At 43.4% G+C, this 21,600-nt stretch carries 19 protein-coding genes; 8 read left to right on the top strand and 11 right to left on the bottom strand.

All coding sequences use genetic code 11. The features are described from left to right. The first annotated feature begins 102 nt into the window (after positions 1-102). From glnD to J8M00_RS11990, 3 genes are all read left to right on the top strand, one after another. Positions 103-2,721: a [protein-PII] uridylyltransferase gene (glnD, locus tag J8M00_RS12000; RefSeq protein WP_211010463.1), complete on the top strand. Its 2,619-nt coding sequence runs from the start codon at positions 103-105 to the stop codon at positions 2,719-2,721. Positions 2,722-2,732: 11 nt separating this feature from the next. Further along, complete coding sequence (dapD, locus tag J8M00_RS11995) at positions 2,733-3,560, top strand: 2,3,4,5-tetrahydropyridine-2,6-dicarboxylate N-succinyltransferase (RefSeq protein WP_211010462.1); 828 nt, start codon at positions 2,733-2,735, stop codon at positions 3,558-3,560. A 118-nt stretch (positions 3,561-3,678) separates the two neighbouring features. After that, positions 3,679-4,383: a hypothetical protein gene (locus tag J8M00_RS11990; RefSeq protein ID WP_211010461.1), complete on the top strand. Its 705-nt coding sequence runs from the start codon at positions 3,679-3,681 to the stop codon at positions 4,381-4,383. Positions 4,384-4,513: 130 nt separating this feature from the next. Here the strand turns inward: J8M00_RS11990 and putP are convergent, their stop codons facing one another. Next, complete coding sequence (gene putP / locus J8M00_RS11985; RefSeq protein ID WP_211010911.1) at positions 4,514-5,992, bottom strand: sodium/proline symporter PutP; 1,479 nt, start codon at positions 5,990-5,992, stop codon at positions 4,514-4,516. A 274-nt stretch (positions 5,993-6,266) separates the two neighbouring features. On the opposite strand from putP, the gene J8M00_RS11980 reads away from it, so the two are divergent. Beyond that, a complete protein-coding gene (locus J8M00_RS11980; RefSeq protein ID WP_211010460.1) occupies positions 6,267-7,490 on the top strand; it encodes an EAL and HDOD domain-containing protein in 1,224 nt (407 codons plus the stop codon). Positions 7,491-7,718: 228 nt separating this feature from the next. Next, positions 7,719-9,746 (top strand): TonB-dependent copper receptor, encoded by a 2,028-nt coding sequence (locus J8M00_RS11975; protein WP_211010459.1) that lies wholly within the window; start codon positions 7,719-7,721, stop codon positions 9,744-9,746. Between the two features lie 63 nt (positions 9,747-9,809). On the opposite strand, the gene J8M00_RS11970 is transcribed toward J8M00_RS11975, so the two are convergent. The 10 genes from J8M00_RS11970 to ccmA are packed head-to-tail and all read right to left on the bottom strand — an operon-like array spanning position 9,810 to position 17,548. Next, complete coding sequence (locus J8M00_RS11970; RefSeq protein WP_023401842.1) at positions 9,810-10,541, bottom strand: MlaA family lipoprotein; 732 nt, start codon at positions 10,539-10,541, stop codon at positions 9,810-9,812. Beyond that, a complete protein-coding gene (ccmI, locus tag J8M00_RS11965; RefSeq protein ID WP_211010458.1) occupies positions 10,542-11,816 on the bottom strand; it encodes a c-type cytochrome biogenesis protein CcmI in 1,275 nt (424 codons plus the stop codon). Then, positions 11,813-12,289: a cytochrome c-type biogenesis protein gene (locus J8M00_RS11960; protein WP_211010457.1), complete on the bottom strand. Its 477-nt coding sequence runs from the start codon at positions 12,287-12,289 to the stop codon at positions 11,813-11,815. The genes ccmI and J8M00_RS11960 overlap by 4 nt, the downstream gene beginning before the upstream one ends. Further along, positions 12,289-12,858, bottom strand: coding sequence for a redoxin family protein (locus J8M00_RS11955; RefSeq protein WP_211010456.1), 570 nt, complete (start codon positions 12,856-12,858; stop codon positions 12,289-12,291). Before J8M00_RS11955 ends, J8M00_RS11960 begins: the two co-directional genes overlap by 1 nt. 2 nt (positions 12,859-12,860) lie before the next feature. Next, complete coding sequence (locus J8M00_RS11950; protein ID WP_211010455.1) at positions 12,861-14,813, bottom strand: heme lyase CcmF/NrfE family subunit; 1,953 nt, start codon at positions 14,811-14,813, stop codon at positions 12,861-12,863. A gap of 1 nt (position 14,814) precedes the next feature. Continuing rightward, on the bottom strand, positions 14,815-15,294 hold the full coding sequence (gene ccmE, locus J8M00_RS11945) for a cytochrome c maturation protein CcmE (protein WP_211010454.1): 480 nt from the start codon (positions 15,292-15,294) through the stop codon (positions 14,815-14,817). Beyond that, on the bottom strand, positions 15,291-15,497 hold the full coding sequence (gene ccmD / locus J8M00_RS11940) for a heme exporter protein CcmD (protein WP_063383319.1): 207 nt from the start codon (positions 15,495-15,497) through the stop codon (positions 15,291-15,293). Before ccmD ends, ccmE begins: the two co-directional genes overlap by 4 nt. A gap of 2 nt (positions 15,498-15,499) precedes the next feature. After that, a complete protein-coding gene (locus tag J8M00_RS11935) occupies positions 15,500-16,237 on the bottom strand; it encodes a heme ABC transporter permease (protein ID WP_211010453.1) in 738 nt (245 codons plus the stop codon). Position 16,238: 1 nt separating this feature from the next. After that, the gene (gene ccmB, locus J8M00_RS11930; protein ID WP_211010452.1) at positions 16,239-16,925 is read right to left on the bottom strand and encodes a heme exporter protein CcmB; all 687 of its coding nucleotides are present in this window, start codon (positions 16,923-16,925) and stop codon (positions 16,239-16,241) included. Further along, the gene (gene ccmA, locus J8M00_RS11925) at positions 16,925-17,548 is read right to left on the bottom strand and encodes a cytochrome c biogenesis heme-transporting ATPase CcmA (protein ID WP_211010451.1); all 624 of its coding nucleotides are present in this window, start codon (positions 17,546-17,548) and stop codon (positions 16,925-16,927) included. The genes ccmB and ccmA overlap by 1 nt, the downstream gene beginning before the upstream one ends. A 105-nt stretch (positions 17,549-17,653) precedes the next feature. On the opposite strand from ccmA, the gene J8M00_RS11920 reads away from it, so the two are divergent. The 3 genes from J8M00_RS11920 to J8M00_RS11910 all read left to right on the top strand — a co-directional run bounded on the left by J8M00_RS11920 (position 17,654) and on the right by J8M00_RS11910 (position 21,546). Next, complete coding sequence (locus J8M00_RS11920) at positions 17,654-20,158, top strand: flagellar hook-length control protein FliK (protein ID WP_211010450.1); 2,505 nt, start codon at positions 17,654-17,656, stop codon at positions 20,156-20,158. Positions 20,159-20,160: 2 nt separating this feature from the next. Further along, entirely contained in the window at positions 20,161-20,457 is a 297-nt protein-coding gene (locus J8M00_RS11915) for an EscU/YscU/HrcU family type III secretion system export apparatus switch protein (protein ID WP_023401831.1), read from the top strand. A 216-nt stretch (positions 20,458-20,673) separates the two neighbouring features. Then, on the top strand, positions 20,674-21,546 hold the full coding sequence (locus J8M00_RS11910; RefSeq protein ID WP_211010449.1) for a PD40 domain-containing protein: 873 nt from the start codon (positions 20,674-20,676) through the stop codon (positions 21,544-21,546). Positions 21,547-21,600: the final 54 nt, after the last annotated feature.

Below are 21,600 nucleotides of genomic sequence, written 5' to 3'. Positions count from 1 at the left end.
AGAAGACTTATGAAATAAAACCGACAAAAACGCGCGCTCCCTGCTTCAAGTCATTCCAATATACAAGTAAACTGACTTTATCTCGTGTTCCAAGGATATCTCGTGGCGTTACCCAATAAAGTAAAGTTGCTGCTCGAGCAAGCAGAACAACTCAATGATTATAAAGGCTGCCTGACCTATTTCTATAAGTGGCTAAATAATCAGTTTTCAAAACAACCTGTTAGATTACTCATCAACGCACGCTCTGAATTTATCGACACCCTGCTAAAAGAACTATTTGTTCAAACTGGATTGTCCAAATTTCCTCAATTGGCACTGATAGGCATTGGTGGATACGGGCGTGGTGAACTTCACCCATTTTCCGATATTGATTTTCTGTTGCTAACAGATGGCGATCCCAGTGAAGAGTTGCGGCATGCATTAGAAGCGTTTGTCACCTATTTATGGGACCTAAACCTCGACATCGGTCACAGTGTACGCACCCATGAGCAAGTCCTGGAGCAAAAACGCAAAGATGTTCACTTTACCACCAGCTTGCTTGAAAGCAGGCTTATTTGTGGCAACTTGGTTGAATTCGAACGGTTAAAAAGTCACATCGTCAAGACACCAATTTGGCGGTCTGACGACTTTTTTATCGCCAAAGTTAAAGAACAAAAATTGCGGCGAAAAAAGTGCCATGGTACCGCTTACAATCTCGAACCGAATATTAAAGAGAACCCCGGTGGACTCAGAGATCTGCAAACCATTTTTTGGGTCGCAAAAAAGCATTTCCACGCAGAAACGCTTGAGGAGCTAATCGGTCACGGTTATTTGACGCACGAAGAATATCAAGAGCTGATGGAGTGTCTGGAAAACCTATGGAATATACGCTTTGCGTTGCATCTGGCTGCAGGTCGTAGTGAAAACCGTTTGTTATTCGACTACCAGCCTCACGCAGCCGAATTGCTGGGCTTTGGCTCAGAAGGCAAACCGTCAGTTGAACGTATGATGAAACGCCTCTTCCGCATCATGAGCCGAGTGCGAGAAATGAATCAAATGCTGCTGGCTTACTTCGAGCAAAGTATTTTGCCTGAACAAGATGCACTTGTCGTTACGCCTTTAGATGCCCACTTTGAGCGGATCGGAAATAAAATTCGAGTCAAAGACCCATCAGCTTTCTTTTTGCGAGAAAACCTCTTAGTGCTCTTTGAGCATATTGCTGATAACACTGATATCACCGACATTGACCCAAATACGATACGCTCGGTCCGCCAAGTAAGAAGACGCCTCCTTGGAGATTTGCAAGATTATGCCGCATGTCGAGATGCATTTATGCGGCTGCTCAAACATCCAAATGGTATGGGTCGCGCCTTCACGCTCATGCATAAACACGGGATCATTGCAGCGTACTTACCGCAATGGCGTAGCATTTTCGGTCAAATGCAATTTGATTTATTTCACGCATACACAGTGGACGAGCATACCCACAAACTGATTAATAATATTCATAAATATCGTGATAAGCAGCTTAACAAAGCGTTTCCGATTTGTGCCGAAATCATGACTCGCATGGATAAGCCTGAACTCCTTTATCTGGCTGGTATTTTTCATGACATTGCCAAAGGTCGAGGCGGTGACCATTCTGAATTAGGCGCAGTCGATGCCAATGCGTTTGCCAGCATGCATAAATTAACGCCTTCAGACGCTAAACTAGTCGCTTGGTTGGTAGAACACCACTTACTCATGTCTGTTACAGCACAACGCAAAGATATTAATGACCCCGACGTTATCAATGAATTTGCCTCCAAGGTTAAAAACGAAAGACAGCTGGACTACCTCTATTGTCTGACTGTTGCAGACATTCGTGCAACTAACGATAACTTGTGGAATGACTGGAAAAACACCCTATTAAGAGAGCTCTATTTACATGCTCAAAGAGCTTTGAGGTTAGGCCTAGAACACCCAATGGATATGCGCGATCAGATCCGAGATAAAAAAGCGCAAGCCATGCAAAGACTTATAGAAGCAGGTCATTTAGAAGAAAAAGTAACAAAACTTTGGTCTCGATTTAAAGCCAATTATTTCACTGGCTTTAGTGAAGAGCAAATCTCGTGGCAAAGTGAGTACTTACTTTCTTTAAGTGAGCATAGCGTCTCTGGCGTTGCAGTATCTGAAAAACCCATGCATGGCGGTACTCAGGTATTTGTTTATGCACCATACGAAGCCAGTTTATTTGCTAAGCTAGTTTCAGTGATAGGCAGCAAAAAAGCGCAAATCCAGCACGCGCAAGTCATGACGACTAAAGATGGCTATGTGGTCTTTAGTTTCGTTATTTTGGAGGTCAACGGCGATGCCATTAGTGGCAGCCGAGCCAAAAACTTACGCCGTGGGCTGGACAGTATTCTCGCAGATCCTAAAAAGAAGATACGCTTAAAGAAAAACCGTTCACAGCGCTTTAAAGATTTTAATATCAAACCAAAAGTTATTGTCCGTCCACATGCTCGCGATGATAGAAACTTAGTCGAAATACAGGCTGTGGATATTCAGGGACTGTTAACCAAAATTGCGGAAGTATTGCAGGTTCATAACCTACATATCCACGCAGCGCGGATCACCACCGTTGGGGAACGTGCAGAGGACTTTTTCGTAGTCTCAAATGAACATTATTTAGCCTTGAGTGAAGATGAAAAAACAGCTTTACATTACTCACTTATGAAAAAATTAAACGCCGAATCTGAATAAACGAGGAAACTATGTCGGATTTAAAAAGTATTATTGAACAAGCGTGGGAAAACCGCGATAACATTACACCTTCATCTGTCGCGCCAGAAGTGAAAAAAGCGATTGTGGATTCACTAGAATTGCTCGACAAGGGCGCAGCGCGCGTAGCGGAAAAAGTCAGCGGAGAATGGGTAGTACACCAGTGGTTGAAAAAAGCCGTACTATTGTCGTTTAGAATTCGTGACAATCAACCAATGAACGATGGTGTAAACCAATTTTACGACAAGGTACCGCTTAAGTTCAGTGATTACACACCAGAGCAATTTCAGCAAGGCGGTATGCGCGTAGTTCCTAACGCTGTTGCTCGTCAAGGCAGTTTCGTCGGTAAGAATGTCGTGTTAATGCCGTCTTACGTAAATATCGGCGCATATGTAGATGAAGGTACCATGGTCGATACATGGGCTACTGTTGGCTCATGCGCGCAGATTGGTAAAAACGTTCATCTATCGGGTGGTGTCGGCATTGGTGGCGTGCTAGAGCCATTACAGGCGAACCCTACCATTATCGAAGATAACTGTTTTATTGGCGCCCGTTCAGAGATCGTGGAAGGTGTTATCGTCGAGGAAGGCGCGGTGATTTCAATGGGTGTTTATATTTCTCAAAGTACGCGTATTTATGACCGAGAAACTGGCGAAATTCACTATGGCCGAGTGCCTGCTGGCTCAGTTGTTGTGCCTGGTTCACTGCCAAGCAAAGACGGTACACACAGCCTATATGCTGCGATTATTGTTAAAAAAGTAGACCAACAGACACGAGAAAAAGTGGGTGTTAATGCCCTACTTCGCTCGGTTCAAGACTAAATTATACTCGCCGTGTAAGCCTTTTGCACGGCTGCTTTTTCAGCACTCGATTATTACTACTTACAACCCATTCAATGTGTGTTAAAAATAATGGTACGTTTGGATGTAGGTAATAATAATGATCACAACTGTCCGCCAAATCACGGTCACAGCACTCGCTTTTTGTATAGCTGGATGTGCCAACACCACAACGGTTCATATTTACGCAAAGTATATTCCCAATGAAGCAAGCATCAATTTACGTGCCGCACTGGAGGAAAAAGGCTTCACTGTCGAAACCAATACGCTTGATTTTCCGACAACAATTTCTCGCAATACCATTTTACATTCATTGATGTTACAAGACCCAGATGCCCTGCAGTTGGTAAAACAAATGGCACAAAATAGTGGATTTAAAACAACAAATATTCAAGCGCTAAAAGAAGGTAACCACTGGTACACCAAGAACTCAATCGCTATCTATCCCTTTCCAAAAGATAAGCAAAATAGCCCCCTACTCAAAGCCGATCTAGTTCAAGAATTCGAAACAAGCAGCTGTGGAAGCTCTTTTAAACTCAATTTATTGCAAAATGGGGCTTATGAAATATCAGGAAGTAATATTGCGCAGGAAGACTCAGCGCTGCTAAAAGGCACTTGGCACTATGCCCAATACCCTTATATGGAACTCAGACCTTATAAAGGCATAGGATGGAGTCGTTACTTTGAGATCCGTCAAATGACAACTCAGGATAAAGTCAGTCAAATTAAGTTGATCCAATTAGATCCCATTGAGCCACATCACGTTAGTAAACATTGCGTGTATGAGTTTGGCACCAGAATGTAGCTTATCGCAACGGTTATCACTGACAAGCGCTCTGAGTGCTCATTCTCCTACAAACATTCGATGTGCTTAACAATGACTAAAATAAAAAAGGCGGGCCGAGCCCACCTTTTAAAATACTTGTACTTTCGTGTTACAAGCCGCGATGCATTTCTTCAAACTTCTCTTCGATAGTTGTCGAAGGTGGTGATGTCATTAAACTGACAACAACAATCGCAATTGATGCGGCAATAAACCCAGGCACAATCTCATAAATAAACCCGCTTGGACTTTGTCCAGTAATGGTAAATGGTGCATAGATCCAAACCAACACAGTTGTCGCACCAACCACCATACCTGCCAGCGCGCCTGAGAAGTTCATACGCTTCCAAAACAGGCTAAATAGTACCAACGGGCCAAATGCTGCACCAAACCCAGCCCACGCGTTACTTACCAAGCTTAAGATGGTACTTTCTCTGTCATGGGCAAGATAAATCGCAAGAACAGAAACCGCAGCCACACTAATTCGTCCAACTAAAACAAGTTCTTTATCCGTCGCATTTGGTTTAATAAACACTTTGTAAAAATCTTCCGTCAACGAGCTAGAGCTGACTAATAACTGCGAAGAAATGGTACTCATGATGGCAGCCAAAATTGCAGCCAGTAAAAACCCTGCTATCAAAGGGTGGAACAGTAATTCAGACAAGACTAGGAATATTGTTTCGGCATCTTTGACAACAATATTGTTTTCATGAGCGTATGCAGCGCCAAATAGACCTGTTGTAATAGCCCCGATAGTCGCTACGACCATCCAACTCATACCTATGTTTCTAGCCGTTGGCATATCTTTTACACTGCGAACAGACATGAAACGCACAATGATATGCGGTTGACCAAAATAACCCAAACCCCAAGACATCGCCGAGATAATACCAATTACACCACCGGCACCAACCCAAGTTAACATCTCTGGATTTAACTCATTTAATGTTGCCGAGAGCGGCTGCTCTAGCAAACTGAATGTCACTAGCGGCACAAGTACAAGCGCAATGAACATGATACAGCCCTGTACAAAATCGGTCAGGCTAACGGCCAAGAATCCACCAAATAGCGTATAAAGAACAACAACACCCGTTGTGACATATAAACCCGTTTCGTAGCTCATACCAAATGAATTTTCAAATAACTTGCCACCAGCTACAACGCCCGACGAGGTATATAACGTGAAGAACACAATAATCACGATTGCAGAAACAATACGTAGTGCATTGCTGTTATCTTCAAATCGATTAGCAAAATAATCCGGAATGGTAATTGCGTCGTTAGCAACCTCAGTATAAACACGCAATCTTGGTGCAACGAGCAAGTAGTTCAAAAACGCGCCAATAACTAATCCCACTGCGATCCAAGTACTGCTGAATCCGGTTAAAAACATCGCGCCTGGCAAACCCATTAAGATCCAACCACTCATATCAGAAGCGCCTGCTGATAGTGCCGCTACACTCGGTGGTAAATTTCGACCGCCCAACATATAGCCTGATACATCATCGGTAGATTTACGATAGGCATAAAGGCCAATAGCCAGCATTGCCGCAAAATACAAAGCCAGCGATATCATTGTGCCAATTTCCAAAATGACCTCCGTCAAAAAGAGCTTCTCTCCGAATAGCAGTTAATCAAGTCAATAACTGATATTGGAACAAAAGCCAAATACAAAGCCGCACTATATCACGGCTCCACTCGGCCCCCAAGTAAGTGAGATTAAATAGGTTCTATTGCACATTTAGCACTCTAAAATATTACCCTTTAGTACGAAAATACTAAGAAAGTGTAAATTTCATAATGAAATACGTTGTAGATTGCCTTATATTGAAATGAAATGAAGTAACTACTGGGTGTCTCGTTCCATGTATTTTTATGCCGCTAGGCAACCTATTTTAAATATAAATAAAGAAGTCGTCGGCTATGAACTGTTGTTTCGCGATGGCGTAGACAATGTGTTTCCAAATGTCGATGACGTGGAAGCAACTTCCAAACTCATTGAAGGAAGTCAGTTTAATTTTGGCCTAGAAGATCTCACTGATGGTAAACCTGCGTACATCAACTTCACCTTAGAAACTATTTTAAAGGGTTACCCCACCATGATGGGGCGCGACCAATTAATAGTCGAAATTTTGGAAACGGTGCAACCCGGTAAACGGTTGCTCGCCGCAGTTCAAGATCTTAAGTCCAAAGGCTATAAGCTCGTTTTAGACGACTATAAACATCAAAAGGTATGGCGCCATTTTTATCCGTTTATAGACCAAATCAAAGTGGATATGTTGGTAACCAGTATTGAGGAGATCCACGAGCTCAAACAAGCCATTGAACCCTATAAAAATATTGAATTAGTCGCTGAGAAAGTCGAAACTTATGAGCAATATCAGCTCGCACTAGAGTTAGGCTTCACCCTGTTCCAAGGCTTTTTCTTCGCCAAACCTGAGATGGTGCAAACTAAGGCGCTGCCACCATCAGAGATGACCTTGGCAGAACTTTTATATGAAACATCCAGTGTTGATGTTGACCTTAAGCGCATTACGCAAGTTTTTGAACGCGACGTTAATCTCAGCTATAAGCTGTTACGCTATTCAAATTCTGCGGCGTTCAAACGTAGAGCTGAGATTTCTACCATTAAACAAGCACTCGTGGTGCTTGGCAACCAAGAGCTGAAAAAGTTTTTGTCGCTGCTGTTTGCATCTCAAGTGGCATCAGAAAAACCCATGGAGCTTATTAGGCTGTCCCTCACTCGCGCGAGGTTTTGTGAGCTGATTGCGATCAAACATAATAAAATGAAAGACACTGGGATGGCATTTTTGACCGGTATGATGTCCTTGATGGATGCCATCTTGGATGAAACTATGCAAAGCGTCATGCAAAAACTGCCTTTAACCATAGATATCAAAGACGCTTTATTACTTGGTGAAGGCATGCTAGCGCAATATTTGCGTCTCGTAACGTCATACGAACAGGCCAACTGGAATGACGCATCACAGTTAACAGAACAACTCAACCTTCAGGCTCAATCACTACCTGAGCTGTATAAAGACGCATTACAGTGGTGCGATCAACAAATAGAAGCAATGGGAATATAATATTATTTGCTTTGATAACATAGGTGGTGGCACTTTCGTTCCACCATCCACCTAAAACACTGTATTGACTTAAATCAAAAAACGCTTTGCCTACCAGTGAAGTGCGACATTATGTCACATCCCAACGCCCTTCCTCATCAGTAGAATACGCGCCAGAATAATCTATTGGCAATTAAATCAACGTCATTACTAAAAATTACGTTGATACATATACCTATGAGGACAAAAATGAAAAAGCGCCTGATCTGCACGGTTATAACAGCAGCAATTGCTTGGCAAGGGCACGCACAATCGGACCACACCATGGAGCATATTGAGGTAATTGCGCCAATGCACAGTCCACTCGATATTAAAACAGATCCCAAGGCAACCAGACAACCGCTCCCAGCGCAAGATGGTGCAGATCTGTTATCGAGTATTGCCGGGTTTTCGTTAGTAAAAAAAGGCGGCGCAAGTAGCGACCCTGTATTTAGGGGAATGGCAGGATCACGTATTAACATCATCACAGATGGTGGCGTTACACTTGGTGGTTGCGGTGGCAGAATGGACCCACCTACCGCTTATATCACACCACAGACATATGACACCCTAACGGTTATCAAAGGTCCGCAAACTGTCTTATATGGACCGGGAAATAGTGCTGCAACAGTTGTCTTCGAGCGCGAATCGGAGCGCCTGTTGGAAAGTGGTACAACTGGCTTTATCAATACAACAATCGGCACGTTTGGCAAACGCGTCTTAAATAGCGATATAAAAACGGGTACTCAAGACTATTTTGCTCGAGTGGCTGCCAGCTATAGTGAAGCCGACGACTATCAAGATGGTGATGGCACGCACATTCATTCAGCATATGAAAAATGGAATTTAGATTCTCAATTTGCCTACACCCCTGACGATTCGACTTTGTATAGTGTCAGCATTGGCCGTAGTGACGGCGAAGTGGCTTATGCTGACAGAATGATGGACGGCAGCCTGTTTGACCGCACACAAGTCGCTTTGCAAATGGTAAAAAGTGAGCTAGACGGTTTTGTCACTAGCATCGAAGCCAATGTGTTTTTTAACGACATAGATCACATCATGGACAACCACAGTTTGCGCCAGTTTATGCCAAACATGATGATGAAAACGCCGGTTTCCTCAAATCCTGATAGGCGCACTTGGGGTGGCAAAATCCTCCTAAACTCTCAATTCAATGATCAGATAAGTTTGGCTTACGGATTAGACCACCAACAAAATCGTCACCGTTTGAGGATCAGCCGAGATCTCGTCAACATGCCGGTTGAATCAATGGTGCGATTAGAAACCGCAAAATTCGAACAAACCGGCTTATTCGCAGAAGTTGAATATAGCCTTGGCCAAAGCAGTCAATGGGTGAGCGGTTTACGAATTGACGACTGGGAAGCTACTGATAGACGCCAAACCCGCTCTGTTATGATGCAAGTAGTACCGAACCCGACTGCAGATCTCTCACGAAGTGACACATTGATAAGTGGTTTTACTCGCTATCAAGCGCAATCTAAAAACAGCAGTTACTACATAGGTGTCGGCCGAACAGAACGTTTTCCTGACTATTGGGAGTTGATGGGCGGTGGTCGCGGTGCAGTCGATAGCCCGAGTGCATTTTTAGTCGACCATGAGACAACGGACCAACTAGACATTGGCTGGCTTGGTCAATCAAAGTCCTTTACGAACTCAGTCTCGGTTTTTATTAATCGTATCGACAATTACCTGCTCACCGACAACCTGTACGAAAAAATGGGCATGATCAGCAAGGTAACACGAAATATAGACGCACAAACTTATGGCTTTGAAGCTGAGAGTCGCTACAACCTGACTAAAAATCTCGTAACCACTGCAAGCATCAACTATGTCAAAGGAGAAAATCGCACTGATGATGTTGCGCTTGCCCAGCAGCCCCCTTTGCAGGTTCGCTTTGCACTCAGTTATATCAAAGGTAAGTGGCAGTTTGGCAGCTTGTGGCGAATCGTTCAAAAACAACACCGTGTCGCCATTGGCCAAGGTAACATTGCAGGTCAAGATGTCTCAGAAAGTCATGGATTTGGTACGCTAGCACTAAATACGTCATATTCTCATAACGCTGATCTCGTCTTTAATTTAGGTGTAGACAACGTATTCGACAAAACCTATGCCGAGCACTTGAGTCGCTCCGGTACAATGGTAAGTGGTTACCCACAAACCGCGAAAGTCAATGAAGCTGGCAGGACACTTTGGCTCAATATGAACTGGAAATTTTAGAAAGTAACCATCTGAAAAACATAAAAAAAGCCAGCTAACGCTGGCTTTTTTTATACGCATGACTTAAAGGTTTTCTAAAAAGTCATCATCGAAGTCTTCTGGTTCTTCCTCCATAGGAGGATTGCCATCATGGAGTTCATAAAGTTGTCTTTGAAAATACACATCTTTTAGAAAGGTGTACGGATCCAAAGACTCATTTAGTAGCTTCTCTTGCGACATCAGTGATGCACGCGCCTCTACCGCTCTCAACGCAAACACAATTAACGTCTGCGGTGTCGTTAAAGCGATTTCAGGTAACACAAGGTTGTCCACCAAATCACCCGCAGTATTACGAACTGTAGAAGGGCCCATTGCTGGTAACATTAAATACGCACCATCGCCAACGCCCCACACACCAAGAGTTTGACCAAAGTCTTCATCTTTATGCTCAAGGCCTATTTCTTTGGCAACATCAAACAGACCTAAAACACCTACTGTTGAATTGATCAAGAAACGTGCAACATTGATACCGGCATCACCGGGTTTTCCCTGCAATGCGGCATTGATAGCGTCAGTAGGCGCTGCAATATTAGTAGTAAAGTTTACAATACTACTGCGCACGGGTGTTGGAGTAATTGCGACATACCCTTTCGCAGCTGGGCGCAAAATATAGGCATCAAGCACATCCATATTGAAATCATAGATGGGCCTATTCATTGATTGCAACGGATCACGGGGATCTTGCTTCACCTCGGGGACCTGCGCACAGCCAACAAGCATGAACGCAAGCGCTGCACCGACAATTTTTTTATACATTTAGCTTCCTGTGCTGGTTATAACACGACTTATAGTGACACTAACCTGTTGGCGCAAATCTTTATTCAGGGTGATCACATCAGAATTACCTTCAAGCTCACCAGCTTGTGTCATAACCGAGTCATCAACCGAGATACGCGCCGTTATCACAACTTCATCGAAATTGGACAACTTCAGATCTGGCAACATTGCCATACTATCATTCAAAGTGACATCTAAAGGCAAGTTAAAAACTGTAAGTTTTTGCACTGCAAGTGGCATTCTTGGTCCGTTTGCTGCTTTTGCAAACACAAACAAAGTCGCATTGTCGGGTAATTGAGCTTTTAACTTATCGTCAAGGTGAACACGCACACTTAATTCCGGGCCGTTAGCATCTGATGCTGACTCATTTGCGCCAAGTTTTTGAGTAACTTCATCAATGCGCTGTTTGATCATGTTATAGCGCGGGTCGTTAGGCTGCACTGTTGTCAATAAAAGCTCAAAAGCTGACTTTGCTTCTAGCCAGTCTTCTCGCTGATAAGCAATTAACGCAAGTAGTGATACTGCATCAATATTCTGCGGGTCTTTTCTCAATACGCTCGACAGCATTCGCGCAGCACGATTAACACTTGACTCAGACCCCTCAATCAATAGTGCTTGGCTGTAGTTGACCAACACGTTATGGTTATCTGGTTGCATAGCTAGCGCTTTATCAAACGCCTGCATTGCCATTTCGTAGTCATTCAATGACATCGCAACACGACCCAATAACATCCACGCGACAGCGTCATCCCCACTGTTTGCCAATTTGGTGCGCAGACCCAATGCAAAAGCTTGTAGCTCATTCGCTGATAACGGTTCGCCTGTTTGCAGTACGGCTCTTTCACCATATTCTGGCAATTTTTCCACAGCTTTTTGCCAATTGGCAATTTGCTGATGGCTACCGGTAAAATAGTAAAAGACACCGCTGACAACGAGCGTAAATGCAATGCCCGTTGCTCCCAAAACCAGATTATTGCCGCGAGTATCCAGAGTTTGCTCAGGTGAAAGTTCATTGAGCAATCGCCTTTTTAACTCTATAACAGACTCTTCAAAGTCAATTTTTCCAATACGCTGGTTTTCCAATTCGGCCTTTAGTTCATCTAATCTTTGATGATAAATATCAATACGCTGCGCATTGGCATCATGATCAACTGACACAACCTTTTCTTTTCGTAAAAAGGGCACAACCACAAATAGGCAACTCAAAACTGCCAATAGGGCAAATATTCCCCACATTTGTGTTAATTCAATCATTGATGACGCTCCTTACGCTGATATTGCGCTATCAACTTTTCTAGCTGCTTCTCCTCTTGCTCACTCCACTGCTGTTTTTTTGCCGCTTTCTTTTGTCTAAATACAATAAAGCCAAAGCCCAAGACGACAATGATGACTGGTAAAACCCAAAGAATGATAGTCGCTGGTGTGACCGGTGGTTGGTAATGCACAAAATAACCGTACCTATCTATCATATAATCGATTATTTCTTGCTTTGAATTTCCTTCATGAACCAGTGACAGTACTTTGTCTCGCAGATCTTTGGCAACCACGGCATCGGAATCTGCAATATTTTGATTTTGACACTTAGGGCAACGTAGCTCCAATGTGAGTTCTTTAAATGTTTGAGCTTGCGTGGCATTTTTAAATTCGTATTGATCTTCCGCCGCATTAACGACAGCGATACTACAAAGTAACAACGCAACCAACAGGAGCACAGTTCTAATGTTCATCACTGTATCTCCTCTAGCACCGGTAAAAACTTACTGCGCCACACTCTTTGGTTAATGTCGCCAGTATGATGCAATAAGATGGTGCCTTGTTTATCCACTAAAAAAGTTTCAGGTGCGCCTGAGACACCCAAATCCAATGCCAAGCTACGCTCCAAATCAAGTATATTAAATTGATATGGATTGCCTGCCCGGCCAAGCATTGTCTGCACTTCATTTCTCAAAGCATGAATATCAAAGTGATCACCAAAGTCAGGGTCATAGGCTTGCTCATAATACAAGCCGACAATTTTGACGCCCTGCTCACGCAGTCTAGTCAGATAACCCAGCTCCGCGATACAGGTTGGACACCAAGTACCCCAGACATTCATCAAATACACTTCACCGAGCAACTCTTTTTCTGTCCAACGGGTTTGCTCATCCATTAAATCTGGTAAATTAAAACTCGGCATAGTTTGCCCAAGGCGACCGGTTTGCAATTCTCTTGGGTTGCCAAAAAGCCCTTGATAAAGAAACACACATAACAATACAAAAATTAAAAATGGCAAAAAGCCCAGTATTTTACGATTCATAGTTACCCCTGAGCGACTTTTTTAACACGACGACGGTAGCGTTTATCTGCCAATACAATGAAGCCCGCTAGTGAAATTAAAATCCCTCCCAGCCACATCCAACGTACATAAGGCTTGTGATAAATGCGTAAAGACCAAGCACCTCGACTCATTTGCTCGCCAAGTGCCAAATACAAATCACGGAAAAAACCATCATCAATCGCAGCTTCGGTCATAAATTGCATACCAATATCGTATAAACGTTTCTCAGCGTACAATTCTGTAACCACGTTTTCTTGTTTCAGTACAGTCACCACACCTGCATATCCGCTGTAGTTAGGTCCTCGGATCTCTTTCACGCCCTCAAAACGGTATTGATATTCGTTCAGTGTTGCAATATCCCCAGGTTTCATAGCCACAGAACGCTCTACCGAATATGCAGAGGTCAGAGTGACGCCAGCAATGACAAATGCCAGTCCAACATGGCCCAAGACCATTGCCCAGTAACTAAGCCCTAGTCTCTTAAATCCCTCTGTTATAGAGCTTTGCAAAGAGACTTTTTGTAACAAGTCTGCCACAGTAGCAAATACAATCCACACAGCCAGAGCAGTCGCTACAAACGTTAACCCAGAGACCATGTCATAGCTGGAGAACAGCCATGCAGCCGTAGCGACCAAACTTAGGCCTATCGTTACCAACCACTTTTTAGCCATTGCTGACAACTTGTTCTGCTTCCATCTGAGCATTGGCGCAATTCCCAAAAGTAGCGCAAATGGCACAATGATGATTGAAAACATTTGATTAAAAAATGGTACACCTATAGAAATTGACCCTAAGCCCAACTCTTTATGGATCATCGGCAGTAAAGTACCAAGCAGTACAATTAGAGTCGCAACGACCAAGAAGATATTATTCAGCCACAGCGCCACTTCTCGAGAGACAAATCGATAACGTCCTTCACTATGAACCTGAGACACTCGAGCGGCATACAGTGCTAAGCTGCCACCGACAACAACAGCAAGGAATGACAGAATGTATAAGCCTCTATCTGGATCTGTTGCAAAAGCATGTACAGATACAATGATCCCTGATCGAACGATAAAGGTCCCCAGTAAGCACAAACTAAATGCGGCAATAGCGAGCAACACCGTCCATGATTTAAACACACCGCGTTTTTCCGTCGCGGCCAGAGAATGCAGTAGCGCGGTGGCCACAAGCCAGGGCATCAAAGAAGCGTTTTCTACAGGATCCCAAAACCACCAGCCACCCCAGCCTAATTCTGCATACGCCCACCAACTTCCTATTGTTATGCCCAAGGTGAGAAAGGCCCATGCAACCATAGTCCATGGACGAGACCACTTAGCCCAAGTATTGTCGAGTTTGCCAGTCAGCAAAGCCGCAATAGCAAAAGAGAATGATACCGAAAGTCCTACATACCCCATATAGAGTAAAGGTGGGTGAATGATCATACCAGGATCTTGAAGTAGCGGGTTTAAGTCTCGGCCTTCTACTGGGAAGTATGGCAGCAAGCGCTCAAATGGGCTCGACATCCACAGGGTGTATAGCATAAAACCAACCCCTAAAAAGCCAAGTACGCCCAATACTCTTGCTCTTAGCACCCAAGGTAAGGATTTAGACATCATTGCAACCAGTGCTGTCCAACTAGATTGCATCACAAGCCACAACAAAATGGCGCCTTCGTGCCCACCCCAAGTCGAAGTAACTTTGTAATACCATGGAAGCGTACTACTGGAATGGTGAGCAACATATGCCACCGTGAAATCATCAGTGAGGGTAACGTAGATCAGAATGCCAAATGAAAAGAGTACAAATAAACACTGCCCTAATGCCAATGCGGGCGCAGCTCGCATTAATCTCAAGTTACCCGTGTATGCCCCCCACAAGGGAAAAATACACAGTAAGAGGCTTAACGCCATAGCTAAAACTAGAGCGAAATATCCTATTTCTGGGATCATACTAGTTCTCGCTATTTAAATTATATTTTGGTTTTTCGTGCTTGATCCCTTTGACTGCCTCAGCAACTTCTGAGGGCATGTACTCCTCATCATGCTTGGCCAATACTTCAAAGGCTTCAATAACGTCTGACTCAACTAGAGTCCCCTGCGCAACAATCCCCTGCCCTTCACGGAACAAATCAGGCAGAATCCCCTGATATCGAATAGTCACTAAAGGCCCTGTATCTATCAACTTAAACTCCACATCTAACGATGTTTCGTCACGCACAACCGAACCTGGCACCACCATGCCGCCAATACGCAGCTTCTGGCCTATTTCAGGTTTCTCGTTTTCAGGCCCCTTACCATTAACTAATTCACTCGGGGTATAAAACAGATTAATGTTCTCTTGCAACGCATATAACGTAAGACCAACTGCTGAGCCAATACCAAAAATGACCGCCAACACTGTAAACATACGTTTTTTTCGTCTTGGATTCATACTTGCGCCTCCAACTCTTTGGCCTTTTTAATACGTTCTTCTCTGGCCATTTGGGACTTCACTTCTTGTTTTAATTTTTTATTTTCATAAAGTGAAGAGAATAACAAACCTAATATGATCCCTGCACAACTTCCATAAGAGAGCCATACATAAAACCCATAACCGCCCATGGCGATAAAGTCGCTCAATGATTCAAACTGCATAATCAACCTCGACTAACTAATTGACGGACCCAAGGACGATGCTTCTCAACCTGCACAATTTCATTTTTAAGGCGGATCAGAGAAAGCGCGCCTACCAAGGCTGCAAAACCTAGGATATTGATCAACAGCGGCCACAGCATAGAAGGATCAATAGCCGATGTATCAAACTTAGTGATGGTCGCCCCTTGATGCAATGTGTTCCACCACTCTACCGAAAAATGGATGATCGGTAGGTTAACTACGCCAACAATTGCCAAAATACAAGCCGCTTTGCCCCCTGCTTTTTTATCTTCAAAGGCGTGAAACAAAGACAACACACCTAGATACAAGAACAACAAGATTAACTCCGATGTGAGTCTCGCATCCCATACCCACCAAGCTCCCCACATAGGTTTGCCCCAAGCAGAACCTGTGATCAATGCGATGGCCGTCATTGCAGCCCCCACCGGAGCAATCGCAATCACCGCAAGTTCTGCATTACGCAACTGCCAAACCAACGCAATAATGGCCGCAATAGCCATTGAAGAATATGCCCCCATGGACAAAATAGCCGACGGCACATGAATAAAGATAATCCGGTAACTATCCTTTTGTTGATAGTCAGCAGGAGCATAAGCCAGCCCCCAGACCCACCCAACGACAATACATAGCACGGACACCACGGCAAAGTACGGAAGCAAAGTGTTACACAACTGGTAAGCACGCTCCGCTTTGGCATAAGGATGTAACCACTTCCACATTTTAACTTACACTCACTCTTAAAGCTGACGATATAGCAATTGGTGCGGCGACAAAAGCGACGGCTAACATCGCACCAAGGATCGCAAGTTGTCCACTATATGCTAAAGACATTATGCTTGTATCAATAGCAGACGTTGCAAAAATTAATACCGGTATATACAGTGGCAAAACAAGTAAACTCATTAAAATACCACCTTTTTGCAGGCCAACGGTCAAACCTGCACCAATGGCACCTATAAAACTCAATAGAGGGGTGCCAATTAATAACGTTAATAAAGTTGCACCAAGTGCTTGTGATTCTAAATTCATCAACAAGGCAAATACAGGTGCCATGATCACCATAGGTAACCCAGCAGTCGTCCAGTGAGCAGCCACTTTGGCTAAAACAGCTAACGACAATGGGTAGGGAGAAGCAATTAATTGCTCAAGTGATCCATCCATGTAGTCATCACGAAAAATCTTATCTAACCCTAACATAGTTGATAATAGTGCCGCGACCCAAATAATGCCTGGCGCCATTCGCGCCAGTAATCCTGGTTCAGGTCCGATAGCGAGGGGAAAGAGGGTGATCACAATCAAGAAGAATAGCAGTGGGTTAACTATCTCTGCACGCTGCCTAAATGCCAACGTGAGGTCTTTTTTATATACCGTACAAAATAGAGTCCAATATGAGTTACTTACGTGCATCAGTGACGGTACTCCAAAGCCAAGGTTTGTAATGATGCAAATGTGTCTGTCAAATCCTGATGAGTTGTTAACAAAATTGCGCCTCCCTTGTCCAAATGTTGCTGAAATCGGGATTGCAACATGGCGACCCCTTTCTTGTCGAGGGCGGTAAAAGGTTCATCCAAGATCCACAGTTTAGCGTCATTTAGCCAAAGCCGAACCAAAGCAACACGTCTTTGCTGTCCAGCTGATAAGGTTCGCACAGGGACATCTTCAAGACCGACCAAACCAAGTTTGCCTAAGAGGGAATAAATTTCCGATTCGGTGCTAGTATAACCGTGAACGCTGAGCCAGTGGGTGACATTTTCATAGGCTGTGAGCTGTTGATTGACGCCGGTTTTATGGCCTATAAAGAGTAATGATTGCGCATAGCCATCGTAGTCTTCTTTAATATTTCGCATATTAAACAGAACGTTACCATCATCAGGTTGAGAGAAGCCAGCTATAATTCTCAACAGTGAGGTTTTCCCTGCACCATTTGGGCCTTCTATTTGCATGATTTGACCAGATAACAATGAAAAGTTAAGTGATTCGAACAAACAACGGTCTTGTTTGATACAAGTTAAAGCCTTAATCTCTAGCAAAATTTGTTATTCTCACGACCCCAAAAGTGGGCGTAAGTCTATCATAGTGATATGGTAATACGTATATCACGTTGCGACCAATTACCGAAAATTTGATTTAGAATAATGAATAAGCAAACAATTCCTGTACAACATCAGACAAATGTGTCACCTACAACACCTTATTCACAAGGTCGCAACACTCAGCCGCAACTTGATGCAGAAAAAACGTTTTTGGCACGTAATATTGTAATTAAGCCAGATTCAATTCAAATGGAGGTGGCCTTAGATGGACGTTGGCAACCTGTTCGACTGAGTAGCCAAGCAAATGTAGAACAGGCATTAAAATTGCCCGAAGCTCAGTTAAAATTGGATGCAACAGGCACTGTCCTTACGCTGATCACTCCCGAGGCGAAACTCTCTCTTAAATCGGCTCAGTCGCTACTCAGCTTGCTCGGCGTGTTAAAAGGATTTGGTGATCATAGCGCCATTCAAACCGATGCTCGGATCAAACAAACTTCTGGTATGCAGCTAACATTACCAAAACTTGGAATTAACGTGCCTCTTCCACCCAGTGTCGGAAGCTTGCTTCAACAAGAGTCAAAATTGATAGCCAGCCTAAGTACCAAAAGCGATAAAATATTGATGCAAGTATTTAATATGTTTGGTGACAAATTACACCAAATGCCTATTGCAAAAAAAGCAATTGCTCAGCTAGTTGGTCAACTTAGCCAGAAAGAAACCAATTATGTACAACTGACACAAAACAAAGGCACGCTAAAACTTGGTCGAAATCAACACAACATCACGCAACTTCAGACACCAACGCCCTCTGAGTTAAACCAATTGCAAAAACAGGTTTGGCACAGTGCAAAGCTCAGTAGTCATCACGATGGTATTGAGGTAGCGATTGCAACCAAATCAACCACAATCAAACTCACCACCTCACTGAAGAGCATATTGCCTAAGTTAGATACACATGAATTTCAAGAGCAACTGAAAGTCGCCACTCGCACACAAAGTGAACCAACCTTAAAGTATGACAAGCCACTATTTAACGTTTCATTGGCGGATATCAAACAAACAGTCAAGCAAGCACTGCAATCTATCACCCAAACTCCATTTTTTAACCGCACTGCGAAACAAAGTACTGCCCAAACAGGTCAGCTAGCCCAACCGGCCATACCTGCTATGTCTTCAACCAATTTGAGCTATTTGCACAAACCATTAGTTACACCCGATGCAGTACGCCCAAATAATTCTCCGTTGATGACACTGAGCGAAGGTATCAAACAAAATTTTACGGGGCTAGATAAACTTAATTCCTCGCCCAATGCGCCTCAGGCTTCGAGCCAACCAATCAACACTACTGCGCAAAAGGCAACAGTTCAACCAAATACAGTACAAAGTGATCACGCACAAAAACAACAAAATAAAGTGCCAAGCGCTGAGATGCCAGCGCCATCGTCTAAACCGGTTCTACCCTCTTCAAATAACAGCAATATAAAAATCCCATTCGAAGCGCGCATGCAACTGCTCCAGCAAGTATTCGCCGCAGCCTTGCCAAAAGCAGCTGCGCCCATTGCCGCTGAACAGCTCAATTTAACGCAAACCAAGTTGGGTTCACAGCCGCCTCAAAATACTTCAATACCAATGCGCGGCGCACAAGGTACAGTCACTACGAGCGCACCATCATTACCGCTCACTCACATTCTTACAAAGCCTTTGCGTGAATCAAGCTTAACTCAAGAACTGACTCCTGATCACAAAGATCCGGCATTGTTAAGTGAAAAGATCTCTGAAAAAATAACCTTTAGAAGCAGCCAGTCCGCAGACCTCACACGCCTTGTTCATCAAGCTTTTTCACGCTTGATGGATGAGCGTAATGCAACCCCAGAAACAGTTAGCCAAGATCTCTTTAGCCGATTGCCCAACATTGCTACACCGCTCAATACCAGCGTGCCAATTACCAGCTTTACTCAAGCCTTAGACAAACTGCTTGTGACCTTGTTGGGCACACAATTAAGTACGCAAGATGACAGTCAATTACCCAAGAATGTGACTCAAGAACAACGGGTTGCAACTATGGTTGAAACTTTGTTCCCAGGCAACAAACTACAGCAACCAAAACAGTTTATTCAAGCCGTTAACTTAACCGCACAGCAAAGTTTGGTTGAAGATCTCGGCTTTATTCAAAATGCCATGTCTTTGACTAATCAACCCCAAGCACTCGGTCAAAAGTTTGATAGTGAGAGTCAGCTGTTAATCAACTTGTTTCTGCCAATGAAGACCCCACCGGAATGTAAGCAAAGTGAACTACAAATTGGTAATTATAAAAAACCAAGTAAGGCCGGACTTCCAGACAAACAGGTATGGTTTGTCAGACTAAACTTTGATTATGAAGCTCTTGGCCAGCTAAGCGTGCAAGCTGAGCTAATGGACAGAGCTGTCGATTGTGAAATCATTGGCGATAGCCCAAGCGTGTGCCAACTTGCAGCGCCACATCTTGATGCACTGCGAAGCAAACTTGCTGCACATGGATTACAAGTCGGAGATATTGAATTACGCGAAGATGCTGTCCAAGTAAGGCAGTTTTATGATAAACATGCCATCGTCAATATAAAGGTATAAAAATGGAACAAAAAACAGCCGTCGGGCTATTATATGAAGCAGGTAAATCTCCTGAAGTTGTATGCAAGGGGTTTGGGGATCTTGCCGAAGAGATCATCGCACTTGCGAAAGAAAAAGAGATCATGATCCATGAAGATGCAGCGTTAGTTAAAACACTAGGGCAACTTGACTTACATGAAGAAATACCAAAAGAACTCTACTACGTAATCGCAGAGCTCATCGCTTTTTCATATGTTTTACGGGGTAAATTCCCACCTGGATGGAAAAACTTTCAGGGTAAATTGAATATAAAAGCTTAGGGACTGTGAGGCCTTTAAAATAGTACCCCAACTAAATTATTTTTTGTCGCAATAATGAGTAAGCAGTTGATAATAATGAATATAAATCCGTTCTTCATGTTCGATTGATAAATCAGCAGGAAATCATTACAACATCAAGTGTCATGTAAACGCGTACCTTATTATATGTGTAAATTAACCTAGCTTGCTAGGGTCATTCGAATATAAGGTAACTCCATGATGCAAACAAACTTGATTGCCACACTTGTTTTATCTGCCGTATTTATTTCAGTCGCAGCCAATAGCAATGAACCCTCTTCATCTAACCTCAATCCATATTTAGGTGAACAGCCCCCTGGTCTAACTCCTAAACCTTTTGCGCCAGGAAAAGTCACGACAAAGCACTACGAGCTCACAGGGTTATTCTCCCATGACATGTCTTCATTCTATTTGATACGCAACGGAGGGCCTTACACAGCACCAACATTGACAAGATATAGAAATGAAAAAGGTCAGTGGCATGAGGAAGTCGTTTCAAAACGAGTTGGCACCCCGTTTATTTCTCCTGATGGCCAAACTATGTATTTAAGTAGCCGCTACAAAACCAAAATAGGTGATAAATGGTCTGAAATAAAAAAGCTACCGGCACCATTTGGTACGTTACCTACAATGCGCCTGACAGTATCAGCAAAAGGAACCTTCTTTTTCGATGAATTTAAAAAAGATTTCACTGGCGACATCCGCTACGCTCGATTGATTGAAGGAAAATATGAAGCTCCCAAGCTTTTAAGTAAAAACATCAACGCAGGAAAAAGCTTCCACCCGTTTATTGCTCCAGATGAGTCCTACTTGATTTTTGATGCCACCCGAGCTGAAGGGTTTGGCGGTTCAGATCTTTATATCAGCTTTAAGTCTTCCGATGGTAGCTGGGGAGATCCGATAAATATGGGCGACAAGATTAACACGCCAGCATGGGAAGCATTGGCCAATGTTACACCTGATGGAAAATATCTTTTTTTCAATCGAAATATGAATACTGGCAACTATGACAATGTCGATATTTTCTGGGTCGATGCACAAATCATTAAAAATTTAAAATCACAGCAGTAACGCTTTTTAAACAGCTCAATCAATTGCAACCTTTAAGGATTGCCTCTCACACTT

Origin of the sequence: Pseudoalteromonas luteoviolacea, from assembly GCF_018100925.1 — a bacterium.
GTDB classification, from domain to species: Bacteria; Pseudomonadota; Gammaproteobacteria; order Enterobacterales; family Alteromonadaceae; genus Pseudoalteromonas; species Pseudoalteromonas obscura.
Note: the sequence above shows the minus strand (reverse complement) of the source record. Positions and strands in the feature narration are given on the sequence as shown.